At 72.8% G+C, this 17,960-nt stretch carries 15 protein-coding genes; 11 read left to right on the forward strand and 4 right to left on the reverse strand.

Annotated elements, in window-relative coordinates; all coding sequences use genetic code 11:
* The first annotated feature begins 12 nt into the window (after positions 1 to 12).
* Positions 13 to 1,797, forward strand: coding sequence for a thiol reductant ABC exporter subunit CydD (gene cydD, locus OHU89_RS52945; protein ID WP_331737336.1), 1,785 nt, complete (start codon positions 13 to 15; stop codon positions 1,795 to 1,797).
* Positions 1,794 to 3,584: a thiol reductant ABC exporter subunit CydC gene (gene cydC, locus OHU89_RS52950; RefSeq protein ID WP_331737339.1), complete on the forward strand. Its 1,791-nt coding sequence runs from the start codon at positions 1,794 to 1,796 to the stop codon at positions 3,582 to 3,584. Before cydD ends, cydC begins: the two co-directional genes overlap by 4 nt.
* 154 nt (positions 3,585 to 3,738) lie before the next feature.
* Here cydC and OHU89_RS52955 read toward each other — a convergent pair whose 3' ends face one another.
* On the reverse strand, positions 3,739 to 4,374 hold the full coding sequence (locus OHU89_RS52955) for a hemerythrin domain-containing protein (protein ID WP_331737342.1): 636 nt from the start codon (positions 4,372 to 4,374) through the stop codon (positions 3,739 to 3,741).
* Between the two features lie 430 nt (positions 4,375 to 4,804).
* On the opposite strand from OHU89_RS52955, the gene OHU89_RS52960 reads away from it, so the two are divergent.
* From OHU89_RS52960 to OHU89_RS52995, 8 genes are all read left to right on the forward strand, one after another.
* Positions 4,805 to 6,004: a ScyD/ScyE family protein gene (locus tag OHU89_RS52960; protein WP_331737344.1), complete on the forward strand. Its 1,200-nt coding sequence runs from the start codon at positions 4,805 to 4,807 to the stop codon at positions 6,002 to 6,004.
* Positions 6,005 to 6,124: 120 nt separating this feature from the next.
* Complete coding sequence (locus OHU89_RS52965; protein WP_331737346.1) at positions 6,125 to 7,279, forward strand: inositol-3-phosphate synthase; 1,155 nt, start codon at positions 6,125 to 6,127, stop codon at positions 7,277 to 7,279.
* Positions 7,276 to 8,130, forward strand: a complete 855-nt coding sequence (locus tag OHU89_RS52970; RefSeq protein ID WP_331737349.1) for an SCO3242 family prenyltransferase — start codon at positions 7,276 to 7,278, stop codon at positions 8,128 to 8,130. The genes OHU89_RS52965 and OHU89_RS52970 overlap by 4 nt, the downstream gene beginning before the upstream one ends.
* Positions 8,127 to 9,023 (forward strand): sugar phosphate isomerase/epimerase family protein, encoded by an 897-nt coding sequence (locus OHU89_RS52975; protein WP_331737351.1) that lies wholly within the window; start codon positions 8,127 to 8,129, stop codon positions 9,021 to 9,023. Before OHU89_RS52970 ends, OHU89_RS52975 begins: the two co-directional genes overlap by 4 nt.
* Positions 9,020 to 9,727, forward strand: a complete 708-nt coding sequence (locus OHU89_RS52980; RefSeq protein WP_331737352.1) for an EboA domain-containing protein — start codon at positions 9,020 to 9,022, stop codon at positions 9,725 to 9,727. The genes OHU89_RS52975 and OHU89_RS52980 overlap by 4 nt, the downstream gene beginning before the upstream one ends.
* Positions 9,727 to 10,599: a TatD family hydrolase gene (locus OHU89_RS52985; protein WP_266900258.1), complete on the forward strand. Its 873-nt coding sequence runs from the start codon at positions 9,727 to 9,729 to the stop codon at positions 10,597 to 10,599. The genes OHU89_RS52980 and OHU89_RS52985 overlap by 1 nt, the downstream gene beginning before the upstream one ends.
* Positions 10,599 to 11,768 carry a metabolite traffic protein EboE gene (eboE, locus tag OHU89_RS52990; RefSeq protein WP_331737356.1) on the forward strand — a complete coding sequence of 390 codons (1,170 nt, stop codon included), beginning with the start codon at positions 10,599 to 10,601 and terminating at the stop codon, positions 11,766 to 11,768. The genes OHU89_RS52985 and eboE overlap by 1 nt, the downstream gene beginning before the upstream one ends.
* A complete protein-coding gene (locus OHU89_RS52995) occupies positions 11,765 to 13,168 on the forward strand; it encodes a nucleotide pyrophosphatase/phosphodiesterase family protein (RefSeq protein WP_331737358.1) in 1,404 nt (467 codons plus the stop codon). The genes eboE and OHU89_RS52995 overlap by 4 nt, the downstream gene beginning before the upstream one ends.
* A gap of 16 nt (positions 13,169 to 13,184) precedes the next feature.
* On the opposite strand, the gene OHU89_RS53000 is transcribed toward OHU89_RS52995, so the two are convergent.
* Both OHU89_RS53000 and OHU89_RS53005 read right to left on the reverse strand, forming a co-directional pair.
* Positions 13,185 to 13,838 carry a response regulator transcription factor gene (locus tag OHU89_RS53000; protein ID WP_331737360.1) on the reverse strand — a complete coding sequence of 218 codons (654 nt, stop codon included), beginning with the start codon at positions 13,836 to 13,838 and terminating at the stop codon, positions 13,185 to 13,187.
* Between the two features lie 52 nt (positions 13,839 to 13,890).
* Positions 13,891 to 14,565 (reverse strand): sigma factor-like helix-turn-helix DNA-binding protein, encoded by a 675-nt coding sequence (locus tag OHU89_RS53005; protein ID WP_331737363.1) that lies wholly within the window; start codon positions 14,563 to 14,565, stop codon positions 13,891 to 13,893.
* 220 nt (positions 14,566 to 14,785) lie between these two features.
* On the opposite strand from OHU89_RS53005, the gene OHU89_RS53010 reads away from it, so the two are divergent.
* On the forward strand, positions 14,786 to 16,264 hold the full coding sequence (locus tag OHU89_RS53010; RefSeq protein ID WP_331737365.1) for a multicopper oxidase domain-containing protein: 1,479 nt from the start codon (positions 14,786 to 14,788) through the stop codon (positions 16,262 to 16,264).
* 82 nt (positions 16,265 to 16,346) lie between these two features.
* On the opposite strand, the gene OHU89_RS53015 is transcribed toward OHU89_RS53010, so the two are convergent.
* Positions 16,347 to 17,858: an MFS transporter gene (locus tag OHU89_RS53015; protein ID WP_331737368.1), complete on the reverse strand. Its 1,512-nt coding sequence runs from the start codon at positions 17,856 to 17,858 to the stop codon at positions 16,347 to 16,349.
* Positions 17,859 to 17,960: the final 102 nt, after the last annotated feature.

Below are 17,960 nucleotides of genomic sequence, written 5' to 3' on the forward strand. Positions count from 1 at the left end.
GAAAGGTCCGGGATGAAACCGGTCGAACGTCGTCTGATGCGGGAACTGCCGGTGCTGCGACGCCACTTGGCGCGCTCCGGGGCCCTCGCGCTGCTCGCCGCGGGGCTCGTCGTCGCTCAGGTGACCCTGCTGGCGACGGTGCTCGCGGACGGGTTCGGCGGGCATCCGGTCGCCTTCGGGACTCTGACCGCGCTGGGTGCCGTGATCGTGGGGCGGGCGTTGCTGGCGTGGGCGCGGGGGGTGCTCGCGCAGCGTGCCGCGTCCGACGTCAAGCACGCGCTGCGCGAGCGGCTCACCGACCGGCTCGGCCGGTCCGCGCCGCTCAGGCTCGCGGCGGGCCGGCACGGGGAGACGGCCACCTTGCTGACCCGTGGCCTCGACACCCTCGACCCGTATGTCACCGGTTCCCTGCCCACGATGGCAGCCGCCGGTGTGGTGCCGGTCGCGGTCGTCGGGTGGCTGTTCGCGACCGACTGGACCTCGGCGCTGATCGTCGTCGTGACCCTGCCGCTGATCCCGGTGTTCGGGGCGCTGGTCGGTATGCACACCGCCCGGCGCACCGCGCGGCAGTGGCGGTTGCTGGCGCGGCTGGGCGGTCATTTCCTGGATGCCGTGGCGGGGTTGCCGACGCTGCGGGCGTTCGGGCGGGCGCAGTACCAGGCGCGGCGGGTCGGGGACATGGCCGACGCTCACCGGCGGGCCACGATGCGGACCCTGCGGGTGGCGTTCTTGTCGTCGTTCGTGCTGGAGACGGTCGCGACGCTGTCGGTGGCGCTGGTGGCGGTGCCGGTGGGGCTGCGGCTGCTGGACGGGCATCTGGATCTGCGTACGGCTCTGATCGTGCTGTTCCTGACGCCCGAGGCGTATCTGCCGCTGCGGGCGATGGGTGCCGCGTTCCACGAGAGCGCCGAGGGGGTCACGGTGGCCGAGCAGGTCTTCGCGATCCTCGACGAGGACGAGAGCGAGGGCGCGGGCCGGGGCGGGCGGTCGGGTGAGCGGACCGCGGTGCCCGAGGTGCGTGCCGTGTCGATGCGCCTCGACGGTGTCAGCGTCGTCCATCCGGGGCGCCCCGCACCCGCCCTGGACCGGGTCTCGCTGCATGTCCGGCCCGGTGAGCACATCGCCCTGGTCGGGCCCAGCGGGGCGGGAAAGTCCACGCTGCTGGCGCTGTTGCTCGGATTCACCCGGCCCTCGGGAGGCCGGATCACGGTCGGCGGCATCGACCTGGACCGCCTGGACGCCGACGGGTGGCGGGAGCGGCTGGCGTGGGTGCCGCAGCGGCCGCATCTGTTCGCGGCGTCCGTCGCCGACAACATCCGGCTCGGGCGGCCCGGGGCGAGCGAGGCCGAGGTACGACAGGCGGCCCGCGACGCACACGCCGATGAGTTCATCGAGGCGCTGCCGCGGGGCTACGACACTCCGCTCGGCGAGCACGGCGCGGGGCTGTCCGCCGGTCAGCGTCAGCGCATCGCGATCGCCCGGGCCTTCCTCAAGGACGCCCCGGTGCTGCTGCTCGACGAACCGACCGCGCATCTCGACCCCGACAGCGAGGCCGCCGTCACCCACGCCACGGTGCGGCTCATGCGCGGGCGCACCGCGATCGTGGTGGCCCACCGCACGAGCCTGCTGCCGTACGCCGACCGGATCGTCACCCTGACGGCCGGGCGGGTGGAATCGGACGTGGGCACGGTGGTGACCGGGCGGGCCGAGGCGGACCTCGGCGCGGTGGTGGACGCTTCTCCCGGCGGTCTCGTCCCGTCCCGACTGGTGCCTGTGGAAGGGCCGGTGGCTTCATGACCTCGCACGTGGCGGCCGTCGGCCGTACCGACTCCCGCCTGGCGGCCGTCCGTTCCCCCGTCCGGCCGTCAGGCGGGTCCTCTCATCCGACGCTGCGCCTGGCGCGCCAACTCCTGCCGTACTGGCGCCGGTTGCTGCCCGCCGGGCTCGCCGCGGCCGGCAGTGAGCTGGCCGCGGCCGCGCTCATGGCCACCGCGTCGTGGCTGATCACGCGGGCCGCCGAGCATCCGCCGCTCGCCTCGGTGAGTCTGGCGATCGTCGCCGTGCGCGCCCTGGCGCTGGGGCGCGGGGCGCTGCGTTACGGCGACCGGCTCCTGGGGCATGACGGGGTGCTGCGGGCCGTGGCGGGGTTCCGCACCCGGGTGTACGAGGCGCTGGTGCCGTTGGCGCCCGCGGGGACGCCCGCCTTCCGCAGCGGTGATCTGCTGACCCGGCTGGTCGACGATGTCGACGCCGCCCAGGATCTGCTGCTGCGGGTGCTGCTGCCGACCGCGGCGGCGGCCGCGGTGGGGGTCGCCGCCACCGTGACGGCGTGGATGCTGCTGCCGCAGGCGGGGCTGATGCTGGGGTTGCTGCTCGCGGTGTGCGTTCTGCTCGTGCCGACGACGGTGCTGGCCGTGTCCCACCGCACCGGCCGGGCGCAGGCGGCGGCTCGGGCCGAACTCGCCGCGCAGGTCGTGGACTTGACCGAGGGGGCGGCGGATCTCGCCGCGTACGGTGCCCGGGGCCGGGCCGCCGGGCGGGCGCAGCGGACCGCCGCGCGGATCGCCCGGCTGGAGCGGCGGCGCGCGCTGACCACTTCGCTGGCCTCGGCCGTGCTGCTGCTGTTCCAGGGAGCGGCGCTGGTGGCGGTGGTGCACGGTGCGCTGCGCGCGCATGCCGACGGCCGGCTGCCCGCCGTACAGCTGACGGTGCTCGCGGTGCTCGCGCTGGTCGCCTTCGAGGCGCTGGAGCCGCTGCCGGCGGCCGCGTTCCGGCTGGCCGAAGTGCGGGTGCGGGCGCGGCGGTTGGCGGAGCTCTTCGACACGCCGGCCCCGGTCGTGGAGCCGGCCGCCCCGGCTCCGCTCGCCGTCGACGGGCCGGTCGGGGTGCGGATCGAGGATCTGACGGTACGTCATGACGTGGCCGGTGCACCGGCCCTGGACGGGCTGAGCCTGGATCTGCAGGCCGGGCGGCGCACGGTGCTGCTCGGTGCGAGCGGCTCGGGCAAGTCGACGCTCATCGCGGCGCTCATGCGGTTCGTGGAGTACGAGGCCGGCAGCATCCGGGTCGGTGGCCGCGAGCTGCGGGACTGCGCCGGCGACGAGGTGCGGCGCGTGATCACCGGGATGACGCAGGACGCCCATGTCTTCCACGCCAGTATCCGCGCCAATCTGCTGCTGGCGCGGCCGGACGCCGAGGACACCGAGCTGCGGGAGGCGGCGCGCCGGGCGCGGATCCTGGACTGGATCGAGTCGCTGCCCGACGGCTTCGACACCGTGCTCGGCCCGGACGGCACCCAGGTCTCCGGCGGTCAGCGGACCCGGCTGCTGCTGGCCCGTGCGCTGCTCGCCGATCCGCCCGTGCTCGTCCTGGACGAGCCCACCGAGGGTCTCGACCCGGGCACCGCCGCGGCCGTGCTCGCCGACATCCTCGATGCCACGCGTGGCCGTACGACTCTTCTGGTCACCCATGAGCGGGAGGGTTTCGCCGGTGCCGACCAGGTCGTGACGCTCGACCAGGGGCGGGTGCTCGTGCGGGCGGCCGGTGAACTCCGGGGCTACGTGCGCGAGGGCCTGTCCGGCTGATCGAGTGGCCGGAAGGCGGAGGACGGTGTGCCGGGCCCCGTGTCCGCGGCGTGATCCGCCGGACGGGCCCTGACCGGCGTGTGCGGGCGGCTGTCGTGCATGCGCCGAGGCTCCCTCCTGAGGTGCGGTGTCAGGAGGGAGCCTCGGCGCGTTCTCAGTTCTTGCTGTTCCACCTGTCGAGCTCGGTGTACGCGGGCAGCCATGCGCTGCGGTAGGCGGCGCGGACGGGTTCGGGCAGTACGGCGAGCATGGCGTCGACGGTTTCCTGGTCGGCGCCGTCGAGGACCCAGGGGGTCAGGAGGGGGCCGTCGGGGCCGGTCTTGGCGCCGTGGATCCTGCCGTAGTGCTGCCACTGCTCAAGGGTGAGGACCTCCTGGATCAGCGGCAGTGCCTGGTCCTCCTCGTGCTTGAGGTGTCCGGCCAGGTTGGTGGCCAGGGAGTCGACGGCGGCCGCGAGGCGTTCGGATCCGCCCTCCGGGTCGGCCAGCGCGGCGTCGATGGTCTCGACGAGCGGGTCGATGGAGGCGTGTTCGGCGTCCATGGCGTCCAGCAGGGCCAGGTCGTCCGGGCGGTCGGCCACAGTCTGGCGCAGAACCGGCCACAGCGCCTCGTCCTCGGCGGTGTGGTGGATGTGCAGGGCCTTCTTGAAGATGTCCCAGCCGGCGGCGCCGGTGAGGGTGCGCCGCGGGTCGTCGTCGACACGTGCCGTGATCGTGGCCATGATCTCCAGCTCGCGCCGCAGCGCGTTGTGCATCGCGTACATCAACGACATGTCGAGCCTGTCACCCATGGTCTCTCCCGATCTGTCCGGTGTCGGTGGGCCGGATTCCTCGCATCCGGCCTCGTCCGCCGTGTGCCTCGGCTCCGTGCCGCGCGACCGCGCCGATCCGCGGTCTCACCCCCATGACAGTCCGCGGCGCCGAAATGTGACCGGCGGACGACGAACGTACCCGGAAAGTCCGCCCGCGCCCCGTCGGCTGGACTCGGCCGCAAGCGGGCGCCGAGCAGCGGGAGTTGGGCACGGCGGGCCGTGGTGCCGGGCGCCAACTCGGCGCCAAGTTGATCGGCAGTCATGAACAAGCCATGTCGTTGATGCTGAGGCGCCAGAACAAGATGCAGAGGGGCGGGTCATACCGCAGCAGTGCGAGTCGGTCCCGGTGCGTCCTGTCGTGAACACCAGTCATCAAATCGTGGTTTCGACCGGAGGGAATGAGTCCAAGATGCGCCGTCTCAAAACGAGCAGGACGCTGGCCGCCGGGATGGCGGCCGCAGCAGCGCTCGTCGGCCTGGGAGTCGGACCGTCGGGGCAGGCGGCCGAGGCCGCCACCCAGAAGGACCGTCCGACCCGCCACCTCACCAGCGACGCACCGGTCACCGTGGTGGCCAAGGGGCTGAACTCACCGCGAAGCCTTGCCTGGGGTCCGGACGGTGAGCTCCTGGTCGCCGAGATGGGGTCCACCCCCACCGACTGCCAGGGCACCGGCTTCGCCACCAGGTGCTACGGCCAGACCGCGTCGGTCGCGGATGTCTCCTCGGGCACCCCGGTGCGGATCGCCGAGAACCTGCCGAACGCGTTCAACCAGGAAGAGACGATCGGCCCCAACGGGCTGACCGTCGACCGCAAGGGCCACATCTACACGCTGCAGGCCGGCTCGCCCGAGCAGGTTCCGGCCGGTCTGCCCGCGGACCTGACCGAGGTGCTGACCAAGCGGTACGGCTCGATCATGGACATCACCGACGGGCAGCGCAAGGTGATCGCCAACCCGGGTACGGTCAACTGGCAGTGGACCAAGGACCACCCGGACCTGTCCAACACCTACCCCGCCTCCAACCCGTACGCGCTGACGACGAAGCCGGGTGGCGGGTTCTATCTGGTGGACGCGGGCGCGAACACGCTGAGCTCGGTCGACCGCAAGGGCAAGGTCAAGGTCCTCGCCTTCGTGCCCAAGACGCCGGGCGGCTCGGACGCCGTACCGACCTGCGTCGACGTGGGCCCCGACGGTGGCGTGTACATCGGCCAGATCACCGGGCACGGCAACTCGGAGACCGCGGCCAACGTGTACCGGTACTCGCCCAAGACCGGCAAGCTCAAGGTCTGGCAGAAGGGTTTCAGCGCCATCAGCGGCTGTGGCTTCGGTGCCAACGGTGACTTCTACGTGACCCAGTTCGACACCACCGGGTTCCTGCCGACCGGTGACCCGATCGGCAACGTCATCCAGATCAACCACAAGGACAACTCCCGTACCGTCCTGGCGGACAAGAAGCTGTTCGCGCCCACCGGCTTCCTGGCCGGCCCCGACGGCTCCATCTACGTCGCGGACAAGACCATGATGTGGCCGGCCTGCACGGACGCCCCGGCCTGCACCAGCTCCACGGACATCCAGGCCACCGGCGACGGACAGATCATCAAGATCGGCTGACCGTCCGGTCGTCCCGCTCGCGGGCCGGGCCGGACCGTTCAGAGGTCCGGCCCGGCCCGTGACGGACAGACCACAAGATCCACTGTGCTCGTGATCGAACTCGTGATCGAAGGAGACAACGTGCGTGCTGGCATCTGGTTCATCGGTGCCCGCGGATCCGTCGCCACCACCAGCGTGATCGGGGCGCTCGCGCTGCGCGCCGGGCTCGCCGACCCGGTGGGCTGCGTGACCGCTCATCCCGCGCTGGACGTGTCGGCGCTGCCCGGCTTCGACGACCTGGTCTTCGGCGGTCACGACGTGACCACGGTCCCCGTGGCCAAGAAGGCCGAGCAGCTGGCCGCCGCCGGTGTCGTGCCGGCCCGGCTGGTGCAGGCGCTGGAGCAGGACCTCGACGCCGTGGAGGCGAACCTGCGGCCCGCCCCGGCCGCCGCCACCCAGGCCGAGGACGCGGCGCTGATCGCCGCCGACATCAGGGCGTTCGCCGCGCGGCACGGCCTGGACCGGGTCGTGGTGGTCAACGTGTCCTCCACCGAGGCCACTCCCCCGCCGCACCCCGCGCACTCCGGCCTCGCCGCCCTGGCCGCCGCGCTGAGCGGCCCGGACAAGGTGCTGCCGCCGAGCTCGCTGTACGCCTACGCGGCGTTCGGCGCGGGCTGCGCGTACGTCGACTTCACCCCCTCCACCGGGGCCCGGCTGCCGGCGCTCGCCGAACTCGCCGCCGAGCGCGGCCTGCCCTACGCGGGCCACGACGGCAAGACAGGGGAGACCCTGCTGAAGTCGGTGCTGGCGCCGATGTTCGCGATGCGCAACCTCTCGGTCCGCTCGTGGTCGGGCATCAACCTGCTCGGCGGCGGCGACGGCGCCAGCCTGACGGACCCGCGGGCCAACGCCGCGAAGACGGCCAGCAAGCAGCGGGTGCTGCACGAGACCCTCGGCTACGCGCCCGACGGCGACACCCGCATCGACTACGTGGCCGACATCGGCGACTTCAAGACGGCGTGGGACCTGATCACCTTCGACGGGTTCCTCGGCACCGGCATGTGCCTGCAGTTCACCTGGCAGGGCTGCGACTCGGCGCTCGCGGCGCCGCTCGTCCTGGACCTGGCCCGGATCACCGCCGCCGCGCACGAGGCCGGGCACACCGGACCGCTGGAGTCCCTCTCCTACTTCTTCAAGGACCCGCTGGGCGACGTCGACCACGCGCTGCACTCCCAGTGGGAGGCGCTGCGCGCCTACCTCGCCGGGCTCGGCACCGGACCGGACGGCGCGCGATGACCACACCCGGGGACATCGCGGAGCTGGTCCGCGCGCCCGCGGCGCTGTCGGTGCCGGGGGACGCCGTGGCCGGTGCCGCCGCCGCGGGCGCCCTCGGGCCGCGCACCGCCGGGCTGTCCGCCGCCGCGGTCTGCCTGTACTGGGCGGGGATGGCGGCCAACGACTGGGCGGACCGGGACCTGGACGCCGAGGAGCGTCCCGACCGGCCCATCCCCTCCGGCCGGGTCGGCGCCAGGACCGCGCTGGGTGTCGCGGCCGGGCTCAGCGCGGCCGGGCTCGCCCTGGCCGGGCTGGCCGGGGGCCGCAGGGCGCTCGCGGTGGCGGTGCCGCTGACCGGCGCGGTGTGGGCGTACGACGTGAAGCTGAAGGGCACCGCCGCCGGGCCGGCCGCCATGGCCGCCTGCCGCGGACTGGACGTGCTCCTCGGTGCGAGCACCCGCCGGGGCGGCTGGCGGGGCGCGCTCGTGCCGGCGCTCACCGTCGCGGCGCACACCTACACGGTCACCGCGCTCTCGCGCCGGGAGGTGAGCGGCGCCGGCCGGCTGCTGCCGGGGGCGACGCTGGCCGCGACGGCCGGGGTCGCGCTCGCCGTCTCGGGCCGAGCACCGCGACCGGGGCTGGTCGGGTCGCTGGCCGCCTGGTACGCGGCCGGTTACGGGGACGCCCAGGTGCGGGCGTTGGCCACGCCGGACGCGGGCAGCGTACGGGCGGCGGTCGCGGCCGGGATCACCAATCTGCCGACGCTGCAGGGCGCGCTCCTCGCGCGGGCGGCGCGGCCCGGTGCCGCGGCGGTCGTGGCCGCCTGCGCACCGATCGGCCGGGTCCTGGCGGGCCGGGTGTCGCCGACATGAGCGCGCCCGCCGCCCCGGGCGTGCGCTTCGGCTACGGGACCAACGGGTTCGCCAACCACCGGCTGGAGGACGCGCTCGCCGTCATCGCCGACCTCGGCTACGAGGGCGTCGCGCTCACCCTCGACCACGACCATCTCAACCCGTTCGCACCGGAACTGCCCCGCCGCGTCGAGGCCCTGGCGGCGCGGCTGGACCGGCTCGGGCTCGCCGTCGTCGTGGAGACCGGCGCCCGCTATCTGCTCGACCCGTGGCACAAGCACGCCCCGACGCTCCTCGACGACGAACCCGCGGCCCGGCTCGACTTCCTGCGGCGGGCCGTGCGCATCGGGGCGGACCTGGGGGCGGAGGCGGTCTCGTTCTGGGCCGGCGTCCGGCCCGCCCCGGTGCCGCGGGCGCAGGCCTGGGACCGGCTGGTGCGGGGCTGCGCCGAGGTGGTGGACGCGGCCCAGGCGGCGGGCGTACGGCTGGGGTTCGAACCGGAGCCCGGCATGCTGGTGGAGACCCTCGACGACTGGTTCGCGCTGCGCGGCAGGCTCGGCGCGCCGGACTGCTTCGGTCTGACGCTCGACATCGGGCACTGCCGCTGTGTGGAGCCGCTGCCGGTGGCGGACTGTGTGGCCAAGGCCGGCCCGTACCTGGTCAACGTGCAGATCGACGACATGCGGCGGGGTGTGCACGAGCATCTGGAGTTCGGCACCGGCGAGGTCGACTTCCCGGCCGCGCTGGGCGCCCTCGCCGACACCGGATACCGCGGGCTGACGGCCGTGGAGCTGCCCCGCCACTCCCATGCCGCCCCCTCGGTCGCGCGCACATCGCTGGCGTTCTTGTCGCATGCCCGCGCCGCGGCCGAGTTCCTGAGCGCGACCCGTGAAGCGGAGGAGGTCTCCCTGTGACCGGCCGACATCTCGCAGACGTACTGACCGACGTGTTGAAGGACCAGGTCACCGACCCGGCGTGGCTGGGTGACGCCCGGTGGCAGGTGGCGCAGAACCCGGACGCGGTCGTCATGCTGTTCCCCGCCGTGGGCCGGCGGTGCGGCCGGGGTCCGCTCGCCGAGGCCGGCCCGCACCTCGCGGGCTGGAGCGTCGACGACGCGGCCCGGGTCCTGCTGCTGACCGCGCTGCCGCTGCGCGGGGCGGCGCTGGCCCGGCTGGTCGCCGCGCTGTACTGGCAGGGCGGCGCGGCCGAGAAGCGCGCGGTGCTGCGCGCCCTGTCGGGCCTGGACACCCGGTCCGGCGCTGCGGACCTGCCGCACAGCCTGGACATCGGGTCCGCCGCGGTGGAGCTGTTGCACGACGCGATCCGCACCAACGACCCGCGTCTGGTGGCCGCCGCGGTCGGTCCCGCCGCCCGGCGTCTCGACGACGGGATGTGGCGGCAGGCCGTGCTCAAGTGCGTGTTCATGGAGATACCGCTGACCGCGGTGGCCGACCTGGACCGGCGTGCCGACAGCGAACTGGCCCGGATGCTGGCCGACCTGGACGACGAACGGCGTGCCGCCGGACGGGCCCTGCCCGACGACGCGACCGTCCTGCTGGCGCTGATCGGCGACCCGGAGTGGGCACGGTCCGAGGAGCACAAGGAGAAGACAGTCTGATGCGCATCTTCGACCCGCACATCCACATGACCTCACGGACCACCGACGACTACGAGCGGATGGCGGCGGCCGGTGTGCGCGCGCTCGTCGAGCCGGCCTTCTGGCTCGGCCAGCCGCGCACGAACGCCGGGTCCTTCACCGACTACTTCGACTCGCTGACCGGCTGGGAGCCGTTTCGCGCGAGCCAGTTCGGCATCCGCCACTACTGCGCCCTCGCGCTGAACCCCAAGGAGGCCAACGACCCGCGCTGCCGCGAGGTGCTCGGTGCGCTGCCGCGCTACCTGGCCAGGGACGGGGTGGTGGCGGTGGGCGAGATCGGCTACGACTCGATGACCCCGGCGGAGGACGAGGTGTTCGCGGCCCAGCTCGCCCTGGCCGTCGTCCACGACCTGCCGGTCCTCGTGCACACCCCGCACCGCGACAAGCAGCGCGGCACCCGGCGCACCCTGGACGTGGTGCGGGAGTCCGGCATCGACCCCGGGCGGGTCGTCGTCGACCACCTCAACGAGGTGACGGTGGGTCAGATCGCGGACAGCGGCTGCTGGATGGGGTTCTCCATCTACCCGGACACCAAGATGTCACCGGAGCGCATGGCGGCGGTGCTGCGGGAGTGGGGGCCGGACCGGATCCTGGTGAACTCCGCCGCCGACTGGGGGCGCAGCGACCCGCTGCTCACCCGCGCCACCGGGCAGGCGATGCTGGACGCCGGGTTCACCGAGGACGACGTGGACCGGGTGCTGTGGCGCAACCCGGTCGAGTTCTACGGTCAGTCCGGGCGGCTGGACCTCTCCGCGGCCGAGCCGGAGGCGTCCGGTGCGCACGAGCCGGCGTCCGCGTTCGCCGGGAACTCCATCGCCCGCGGAGGCAGCTGATGCGGCTGGCGCACCGCGACGGGCAGACGGTCCATCTCGGGTACTGCACCAACGTCCACGCCGGCGAGGAACTGCCGGAGATCATCGGGCAGTTGGACGCGTACGCGGTGCCGGCCCGGCGGATCCTGGGCGTCGAGCGGCTCGGGGTCGGGCTGTGGCTGGCCGCGCCGGTCGCCGCGCGGCTCGCCGCCGAGCCGTCGGCGGTGGAGGGGCTGCGCCGCGCACTCGACGCGCGCGGCCTGGAGGTGGTCACCTGCAACGGCTTTCCCTACGGCGCCTTCCACGCGCCGGTGGTCAAGCACGCGGTGTACCGGCCGGACTGGCTGAGCGACGCACGGATGACGTACACGCTCGACCTGGCCCGGGTGCTGGCCGGGCTGCTCCCCGACGACGCCGCCCGCGGCTCGGTGTCCACGCTGCCGCTGGCCTGGCGCACCCCCTGGACCGCGGCGCACCAGGCGGCGGCCCGGGGGCGGCTGGCCGAACTGGCGGAGCGGCTGGAGACCGTGCACGCGCGCACCGGGCGGCTGATCCGCGTCGGGTTCGAACCGGAGCCCGGCTGTGTGCTGGAGTCGACCGAGCAGGTGGCCGACGAACTGGCCGGCGTCGACACCCGCTACCTCGGGGTGTGCCTGGACCTGGCCCATCTGGCGTGCGGGTGGGAGGAGCCGCGGGACGCGCTGGCCCGGCTGGCGGGTGCGGGGCTGCCGGTGGTGAAGGTGCAGGTGTCCGCCGCGCTCGCCGCGGACCATCCGGAGCAGGCCGCTACGGCCGCCGCGCTGCGCGGGTACGCCGAACCCCGGTTCCTGCACCAGACGCGGTCCGCCGCCGGGCACACCGCCGACGACCTGGCCGAAGCGCTCGACGCGGAGCTGCCCGGGCCGTGGCGGGTGCACTACCACGTGCCGCTGCATGCCGCCCCGCAGCCGCCGCTGCACGCCACGCTCGACGTGCTGCGCGACGCGCTGGGCGTGCTCGTCGGCGGCGAGCGGGCGCTGTGCGACCACCTTGAGGTGGAGACGTACACCTGGAACGTGCTGCCACCCGCCCAACGCCCCGTCACCGAAGGCCAGTTGGCCGAGGGCATCGCCGCCGAGGTGGCCTTCGCCCGGGACGAACTGCTCGCCCTGGGACTGCACCGGGAACCTGTCAGGGAGCTGATCCGATGAACACCCGGCCCACTCCCCTCGTCGTGCTCGACGTCGTCGGGCTCACCCCGCGGCTGCTCAAGCACATGCCGCGGCTGGCCGCGATCGCCCGTACGGGCTGGCAGGCCGAACTCGCCCCGGTGCTGCCCGCGGTCACCTGCTCGGTGCAGGCCACGCTGCTCACCGGCGCGCCGCCGAGCGAGCACGGCATCGTCGGCAACGGCTGGTACTTCCGTGACCTCGGCGAAGTCCTGCTGTGGCGCCAGCACAACAAGCTCGTGGGCGGGGACAAGCTGTGGGACGCGGCGCGCCGCCGGCATCCCGGGTACACGGTCGCCAACATCTGCTGGTGGTACGCGATGGGCGCGGACACCGACTGGACGGTGACCCCGCGGCCCGTCTACCACGCCGACGGCCGCAAGGACCCCGACTGCTACACCGACCCCCCGGAGCTGCACGACGAACTCACCTCCGCGGTGGGCGAGTTCCCGCTGTTCAGCTACTGGGGGCCGGGGGCGGGCATCGCCTCCTCCGAGTGGATCTGCCGCGCCGCCCGGCACATCATGGCGCGCCACGACCCGGATCTGACGCTGGTGTACGTCCCGCACCTCGACTACGACCTGCAGCGGTTCGGCCCGGACGGGCGGAAGGCGGCGTCCGCCGCGGCGAGGCTGGACGCGGTGCTCAGCCCACTGCTGGAGGCGGCGCGCCGACGCGGGGCGACCGTGGTGGCGCTGTCGGAGTACGGCATCACGCGGGCCGGCCGTCCGGTCGACGTCAACCGTGCGTTGCGCCGGGAGAATCTGCTGCGGGTGCACACCCAGGCCGGCATGGAGTATCTGGATCCGTGGACGTCGCGCGCGTTCGCCGTCGCCGACCACCAGATCGCGCACGTGTACGTCGACGATCCCGAGGATCTGCCGATGGTGCGCAAGGTGTGCGCCGAGCTGCCGGGCGTGGCCGAGGTGCTGGGCGCGGCGGAGAAGGCGGCCCACGGCCTGGACCATCCGCGGGCCGGTGATCTGGTGCTGGTCGCCGAGCCGGACGCCTGGTTCACGTACTACTACTGGCTGGACGACGAGCGCGCGCCGGACTTCGCCCGGCTGGTGGAGATCCATCGCAAGCCGGGGTACGACCCCGCCGAGCTGTTCTTCGACCCCGCGGCGCCGCTCGCCGCGAAGGCCCGGACGGCGGTGGCGCTGGCCCGCAAGAAGCTGGGCATGCGGTACCTGATGAGCGCGATCGGACTGGACGCGGGGGCGGCGGCGGTGCGGGGGACGCACGGCCGGCTGCCGGACAGTCCGCAGGACGGGCCGGTGCTGCTGTGCTCCGATCCTCGGGGTGCGCGCGAGCGGTACGAGGCGACCGAGGTCAAGGAACTGTTGCTGGATCTGGCGGGGGTGGCCGACGGGCGGGGCTGAGGCCCTGTCAGAGGCCTCAGCCGACCAGGCCCGACGCGTAGGCGAGGCCTACGAGATGGACGCGGCCGCGGGCCCGTAGCTTGGCGCGGGCACGGTCGATGTGGCACTTCGCGGTCAGTGGTGCGATCACCATGCGGTCGGCGATCTGGGCGGTGGACAGACCGCGTGCGACCAGGGCGACGGCCTCCCGCTCACGGTCGGTGAGTTCGGCGAGGAGTCCGGGCCGTGGGGCCCGCGGCAGCGTGCGGGTGACGAGCCGGCGGATCACCTGGCGGGTGACCGACGGGGCGAGCAGGGCGTCGCCGCGCGCGACGACCCTGAGGGCGTGTGCGAGGTCGGCGGGCGTGGTGTCGTCGGCGAGGAATCCGGCGGCGCCGGCCCGCAGCGCGTCGAAGACGTGCCCGTCGCGGCTGTCGCCGGTCAGGATGACGACCCGCACCCCGGCCAGGGCGGGGTCGGCGGTGATGCGCCGGGTCAGCTCGATGCCGTCGAGGCCGGGCTGGGTGACGTCGGTGAGCACGATGTCGGGGAGCCGTTCCCGGGCCGACCACAACGCCTGCCCGCCGTCACCGGCCTCGGCGACCACCTCGATGTCCGCCTCGGCGTCAAGGACCGTGCGCAGTCCTTCACGCAGCGCGGGCCGGCCGTCGGCCAGCAGCAGCCGGATCACGAGGGCAGGCCGTGCGTCGAGGCCGGGTCCGGGAGCGGTGGGGCGGGCGGTGTCATGTCGGCTCCTCCGTCTTCTTGAGGGCTTGTCCGGCGGGCAGCCAGTGGAGTGTGTGGATGTGGTTGTCGACGATGTCGAGGGCCAGGGCGCCCAGGAGGGTGCCGTGGGGGTCGTGGAAGAGTGCGCCGGGGCCGTCGGCCGTGTCCCTGGGCCGCATGGTGACGCCGAGGCCCAGCAGCGCCGGGACGATCGCCGCCAGCAGCCTGGCCACCCGGTCGGCGCCGGTGATACGGCGGGGCCAGGGGCGGATGCCGGTGGGGGTGCGGGCCGTGACGGTGGCGGCGAGCCGACGGCAGGTGGTTTCCGGATGGCCCACGGCCGCCGCGATCCGGGCCATGTCGCAGCCGAGCATCTCGCGCAGCACCAGCACCGCTCGTTCCAGGGGGGACAGTCGCTCCAGGAGGAGTACGGCCGCGGTGGACAGGGAGTCGGGGGTTCCTGGCCGGGAGCCGGGGGTTGTCGGCGGGAGTGTGCACCACGGGGCGGTGTGCCGGGCCTGTCGTGGTCGGGGTGTGCGTGGGGTCTGCCAGGCGGTGCGGGCGACCTCGGCGGGCAGAAACGCCGGGGGCGGGCCGGTCGCACCGAGGGTGTCGTCGGCGCTGGTCAGGGGGCGGTTGTCGATGGGGAACCGCAGGGACCGTACTTCCTCGAACTCTTCGTTCCGTGTCACGCAAGCCCCTCCTCGGACTCGGCTCTCACCTATGTGACAAGCCGGAGCGGGGTGAGGTGACAGGCAGGGCGGCGGCATGGCCCGAGTGCGGTGCCGGAGGTCCCACGGGTGCCGTCACGCCTCTTCCGCTCCAGCCGGGCTCCAGAGCACGCGGAGCGCGGCGGTGCATCCTCTGCCAGGTCTCTGATGTCCATCACACGTATCTCCACGGGGAGAGGACATGATCCACCGCAGAACCATCCTCATGACGGGGGCCGCGCTGACCGGCGCCCTCGGCAGTGCGGGCCTGCTGGTGCCCGCGATGGCCGAACCGACGCAGGCCAGTGAGCTGGACCCGACCACCGTCCCGCAGTTCGAGCAGGCGATGCCGGTGCCGCAGGTGCTGGAGCCGGTGTGCGAACTGGGCCTGACCAGCTACTACGACATCGCCATGCGGGAGGCGGACGCCGAGATCCTGCCGGGGCGCAAGACCCGGGTGTACACCTTCAACGGCAGCTTCCCCGGTCCCGTCCTCAAGGCGGCCTCGGGGCGCCGTGTCGTGGTCCGGCAGACCAACCGGCTGGGCGTGTCCACGTCGATCCATCTGCACGGCGCCCATGTGCCGCAGAGCAGTGACGGCTCCCCCATGGACCTCATCGCGCCGAACGGCGGGTCCAAGGTCTACACGTATCCCAACAGCCAGCCGCACGCGAACCTGTGGTTCCACGACCACGCGCACCACCTGGAGTCGGAGACCGTCTATCGCGGGCTGACCGGCTTCTATCTGCTCACCGACGACGTGGAGCGGAATCTGAACCTGCCGTCCGGCGCGTACGACGTGCCGATCGCGCTGCGGGACGCGCGGTTCGACGACAGCGGCCAACTCGTGTACAGCATGGGCGACTTCATGAAGCGCCATGTGCTGATGGCGAACGGCAAGGCGTGGCCGTACTTCGAGGTCGCCGCCCGTAAGTACCGCTTCCGGCTGTTCAACACGGCCAACCTGCGGTTCTACACGCTGCAGTTGTCGGACGGCTCGGCGTTCCAGCAGATCGGTTCGGACGGCGGGCTGCTGGAGAAGCCGCTCGATGTGACGTCGGTGTCCCTGTCCCCCGGTGAGCGGGCCGACATCGTCATCGACTTCTCCCGGTACGCCGCCGGCACCAGGCTGATCCTGGCCAACACCGGTGGGCTGCTGCCCGGCGAGCCCGTCGACCAGCTCGGCCGGGTGCTGCAGTTCCGGGTCACCGGACCCGTCCAGGACAGCAGCACCGTGCCCTCGACGCTGCGTACGCTGCCCGCGCTGGGAAGCGCCACGGTCAGCCGTGACTTCGTGCTGAGCATGGACGAGACGGGCGCGACCATGGACGCGTTCATCAACGGCAAGTCGTTCGACATGGACCGGGTCGACACCGAGATCGAGTACGGGGCCACGGAGATCTGGACCGTGCGCAACGCCAACCTCTACACCCCGCACAACTTCCATATGCACCTGGTGCAGTTCCGGGTGCTGGAGCGCAACGGCAAGCCCGTCACCTCCGGGCCGGAGAGCGGGCTGAAGGACACGGTGCCGCTGCAGCCCGGGGAGACGGTCAAGCTGCAGGCGACCTTCACGGGCTACGAGGGCACCTACGTGTACCACTGCCACATGTTCGACCACGCGTCGATGGGCATGATGGCGAACTTCCGGGTGCGCAAGCCGTCCTCGCGTCGCGGCTGACACACACGCCGGGGACGACAAAGGACGAGGGCCGGGTGGTGACCCGGCCCTCGTCCTTGTCCGTGTTGCTTGGTGGGTGGTGTCAGGACAGTGCCTTCTCCGGTTCGCCGGCCGCCGACTCCTCGGCCTTCGGCTTGGCGGCCCAGGCGGGCAGCGGGAGCGGGCCGCCGCGCAGCAGCAGTCCGCCGATGACGGCGCCGGCCGTGAAGATGGCGGCGCACCACCAGAACACCTGCTGGTAGCCCTCGATCGCGGCGAGCTGGAACAGCTCCGCGCTCGGCTTGCCCTGGGCGTGGCCGGCGATGTAGTCGCTGGCGGCGCTGGCGGCGATCGTGTTGAGCAGCGCGGTGCCGATGGCGCCGCCGAGCTGGGAACCGGCGCTGATGGTCGCCGAGGCGACGCCCGCGTCCTGCGGGGCCACACCGGAGGTGCCGGTGTTCAGAGCGGCGGCGTAGATCATGCCCATGCCGAGGCCGAGGAGCATGAGCGGGCCGAGGATCGCTGCGGCGTAGCCGGAGTCCGGGCCGATGCGGGTCAGCCAGACCATGGCGCCGGCGTTGACGAGCATGCCGATGGTGATCAGCGGCCGCGGGCCGGACTTCGGCATCACCTTGATGTTGCCGACGTTGCTGGCCACACCGGTGACGATCATCATCGGCAGCAGGGCGAGACCGGACTTGATCGCGGAGTAGCCGAGCTCGGTCTGCAGGTAGTAGATGAGGAAGAGCAGCACACCGAACATGCCGATGCCGACCAGGAGCGAGGTGATGTAGGCACCGCCACGGTTGCGGTCGGTGACGACACGCGGGGGCAGCAGCGGCTGCTGGGCGCGGGTCTGCCAGGCGGCGAACACGATCAGCAGCACGGCGCCGGCCGCGATGAAGCCCCAGGTCGAGGGGGTGTCCCAGGAGTGCGTGGCCGCGTTGGAGAAGCCGTAGACCAGGCCGAAGAGGCCGCCGGAGACCAGGATGACGCCGGGGATGTCCAGGCTGGCCTTGGCACGGGGCTGACGCGGCACCAGCTTGCCGCCGACGATCAGCGAGAACGCGGCGAAGACCAGGTTGACGTACATGCACCAGCGCCAGTTCAGGCCGGAGGTCAGCGCGCCGCCGATCAGCAGACCGAGACCGCCACCGCTGGCCGCGACCGCGCTGAAGGCACCGAAGGCCTTGCCGCGCTCCTTGGGGTCGGTGAACGTGGTGGCCAGCATCGACAGGGTGGTGGGCGCCAGCAGTGCGGCGAAGACACCCTGTGCCGCACGGGCGGCCACCAGCATGGTGAAGCTGTTGGCCGCGCCGCCGATCGCGGAGGCCGCCGCGAAACCGACCAGACCGATGATGAAGGTCTCCCTGCGGCCGATGAGGTCAGCGAGCTTGCCGCCGATCAGCAGCAGGGTGCCGTAGCACAGGGCGTACGAGGTGACGATCCACTGCTTGTCCGCGTTCGAGAAGCCGAGGTCCTCCTGCGCCGACGGCAGGGCCAGATTCATCACCGTCATGTCGAGGGTGAGCATGAGGTAGGCGACACAGATGACGGCGAGAACCATCCACCGCCGTGAGTCCTTTGCCGTAGGCACGGCACTGGTTGTGGACATGGTCTGTTCTCCTCGTTGTTTTTGGGTCGGACTCAAGGCCTCGCCCGTATGACAGGTCCCGGCGGAGGAATGTGACGAGCTGCCGTCACGGATTTCCACCGG

Source organism: Streptomyces sp. NBC_00019, from assembly GCF_045041015.1.
Classification (GTDB): Bacteria; Actinomycetota; Actinomycetes; order Streptomycetales; family Streptomycetaceae; genus Streptomyces.

Bases quoted from the DNA above. Each gene is read 5' to 3' on its own strand.
- cydD (WP_331737336.1), top strand. From the start codon at position 13: ATGAAACCGGTCGAACGTCGTCTGATGCGGGAACTGCCGGTGCTGCGA.
- cydC (WP_331737339.1), top strand. From the start codon at position 1,794: ATGACCTCGCACGTGGCGGCCGTCGGCCGTACCGACTCCCGCCTGGCG.
- OHU89_RS52955 (WP_331737342.1), bottom strand. From the start codon at position 4,374: ATGGGTGACAGGCTCGACATGTCGTTGATGTACGCGATGCACAACGCG.
- OHU89_RS52960 (WP_331737344.1), top strand. From the start codon at position 4,805: ATGCGCCGTCTCAAAACGAGCAGGACGCTGGCCGCCGGGATGGCGGCC.
- OHU89_RS52970 (WP_331737349.1), top strand. From the start codon at position 7,276: ATGACCACACCCGGGGACATCGCGGAGCTGGTCCGCGCGCCCGCGGCG.
- OHU89_RS52975 (WP_331737351.1), top strand. From the start codon at position 8,127: ATGAGCGCGCCCGCCGCCCCGGGCGTGCGCTTCGGCTACGGGACCAAC.
- OHU89_RS52985 (WP_266900258.1), top strand. From the start codon at position 9,727: ATGCGCATCTTCGACCCGCACATCCACATGACCTCACGGACCACCGAC.
- eboE (WP_331737356.1), top strand. From the start codon at position 10,599: ATGCGGCTGGCGCACCGCGACGGGCAGACGGTCCATCTCGGGTACTGC.
- OHU89_RS52995 (WP_331737358.1), top strand. From the start codon at position 11,765: ATGAACACCCGGCCCACTCCCCTCGTCGTGCTCGACGTCGTCGGGCTC.
- OHU89_RS53010 (WP_331737365.1), top strand. From the start codon at position 14,786: ATGATCCACCGCAGAACCATCCTCATGACGGGGGCCGCGCTGACCGGC.
- OHU89_RS53015 (WP_331737368.1), bottom strand. From the start codon at position 17,858: ATGTCCACAACCAGTGCCGTGCCTACGGCAAAGGACTCACGGCGGTGG.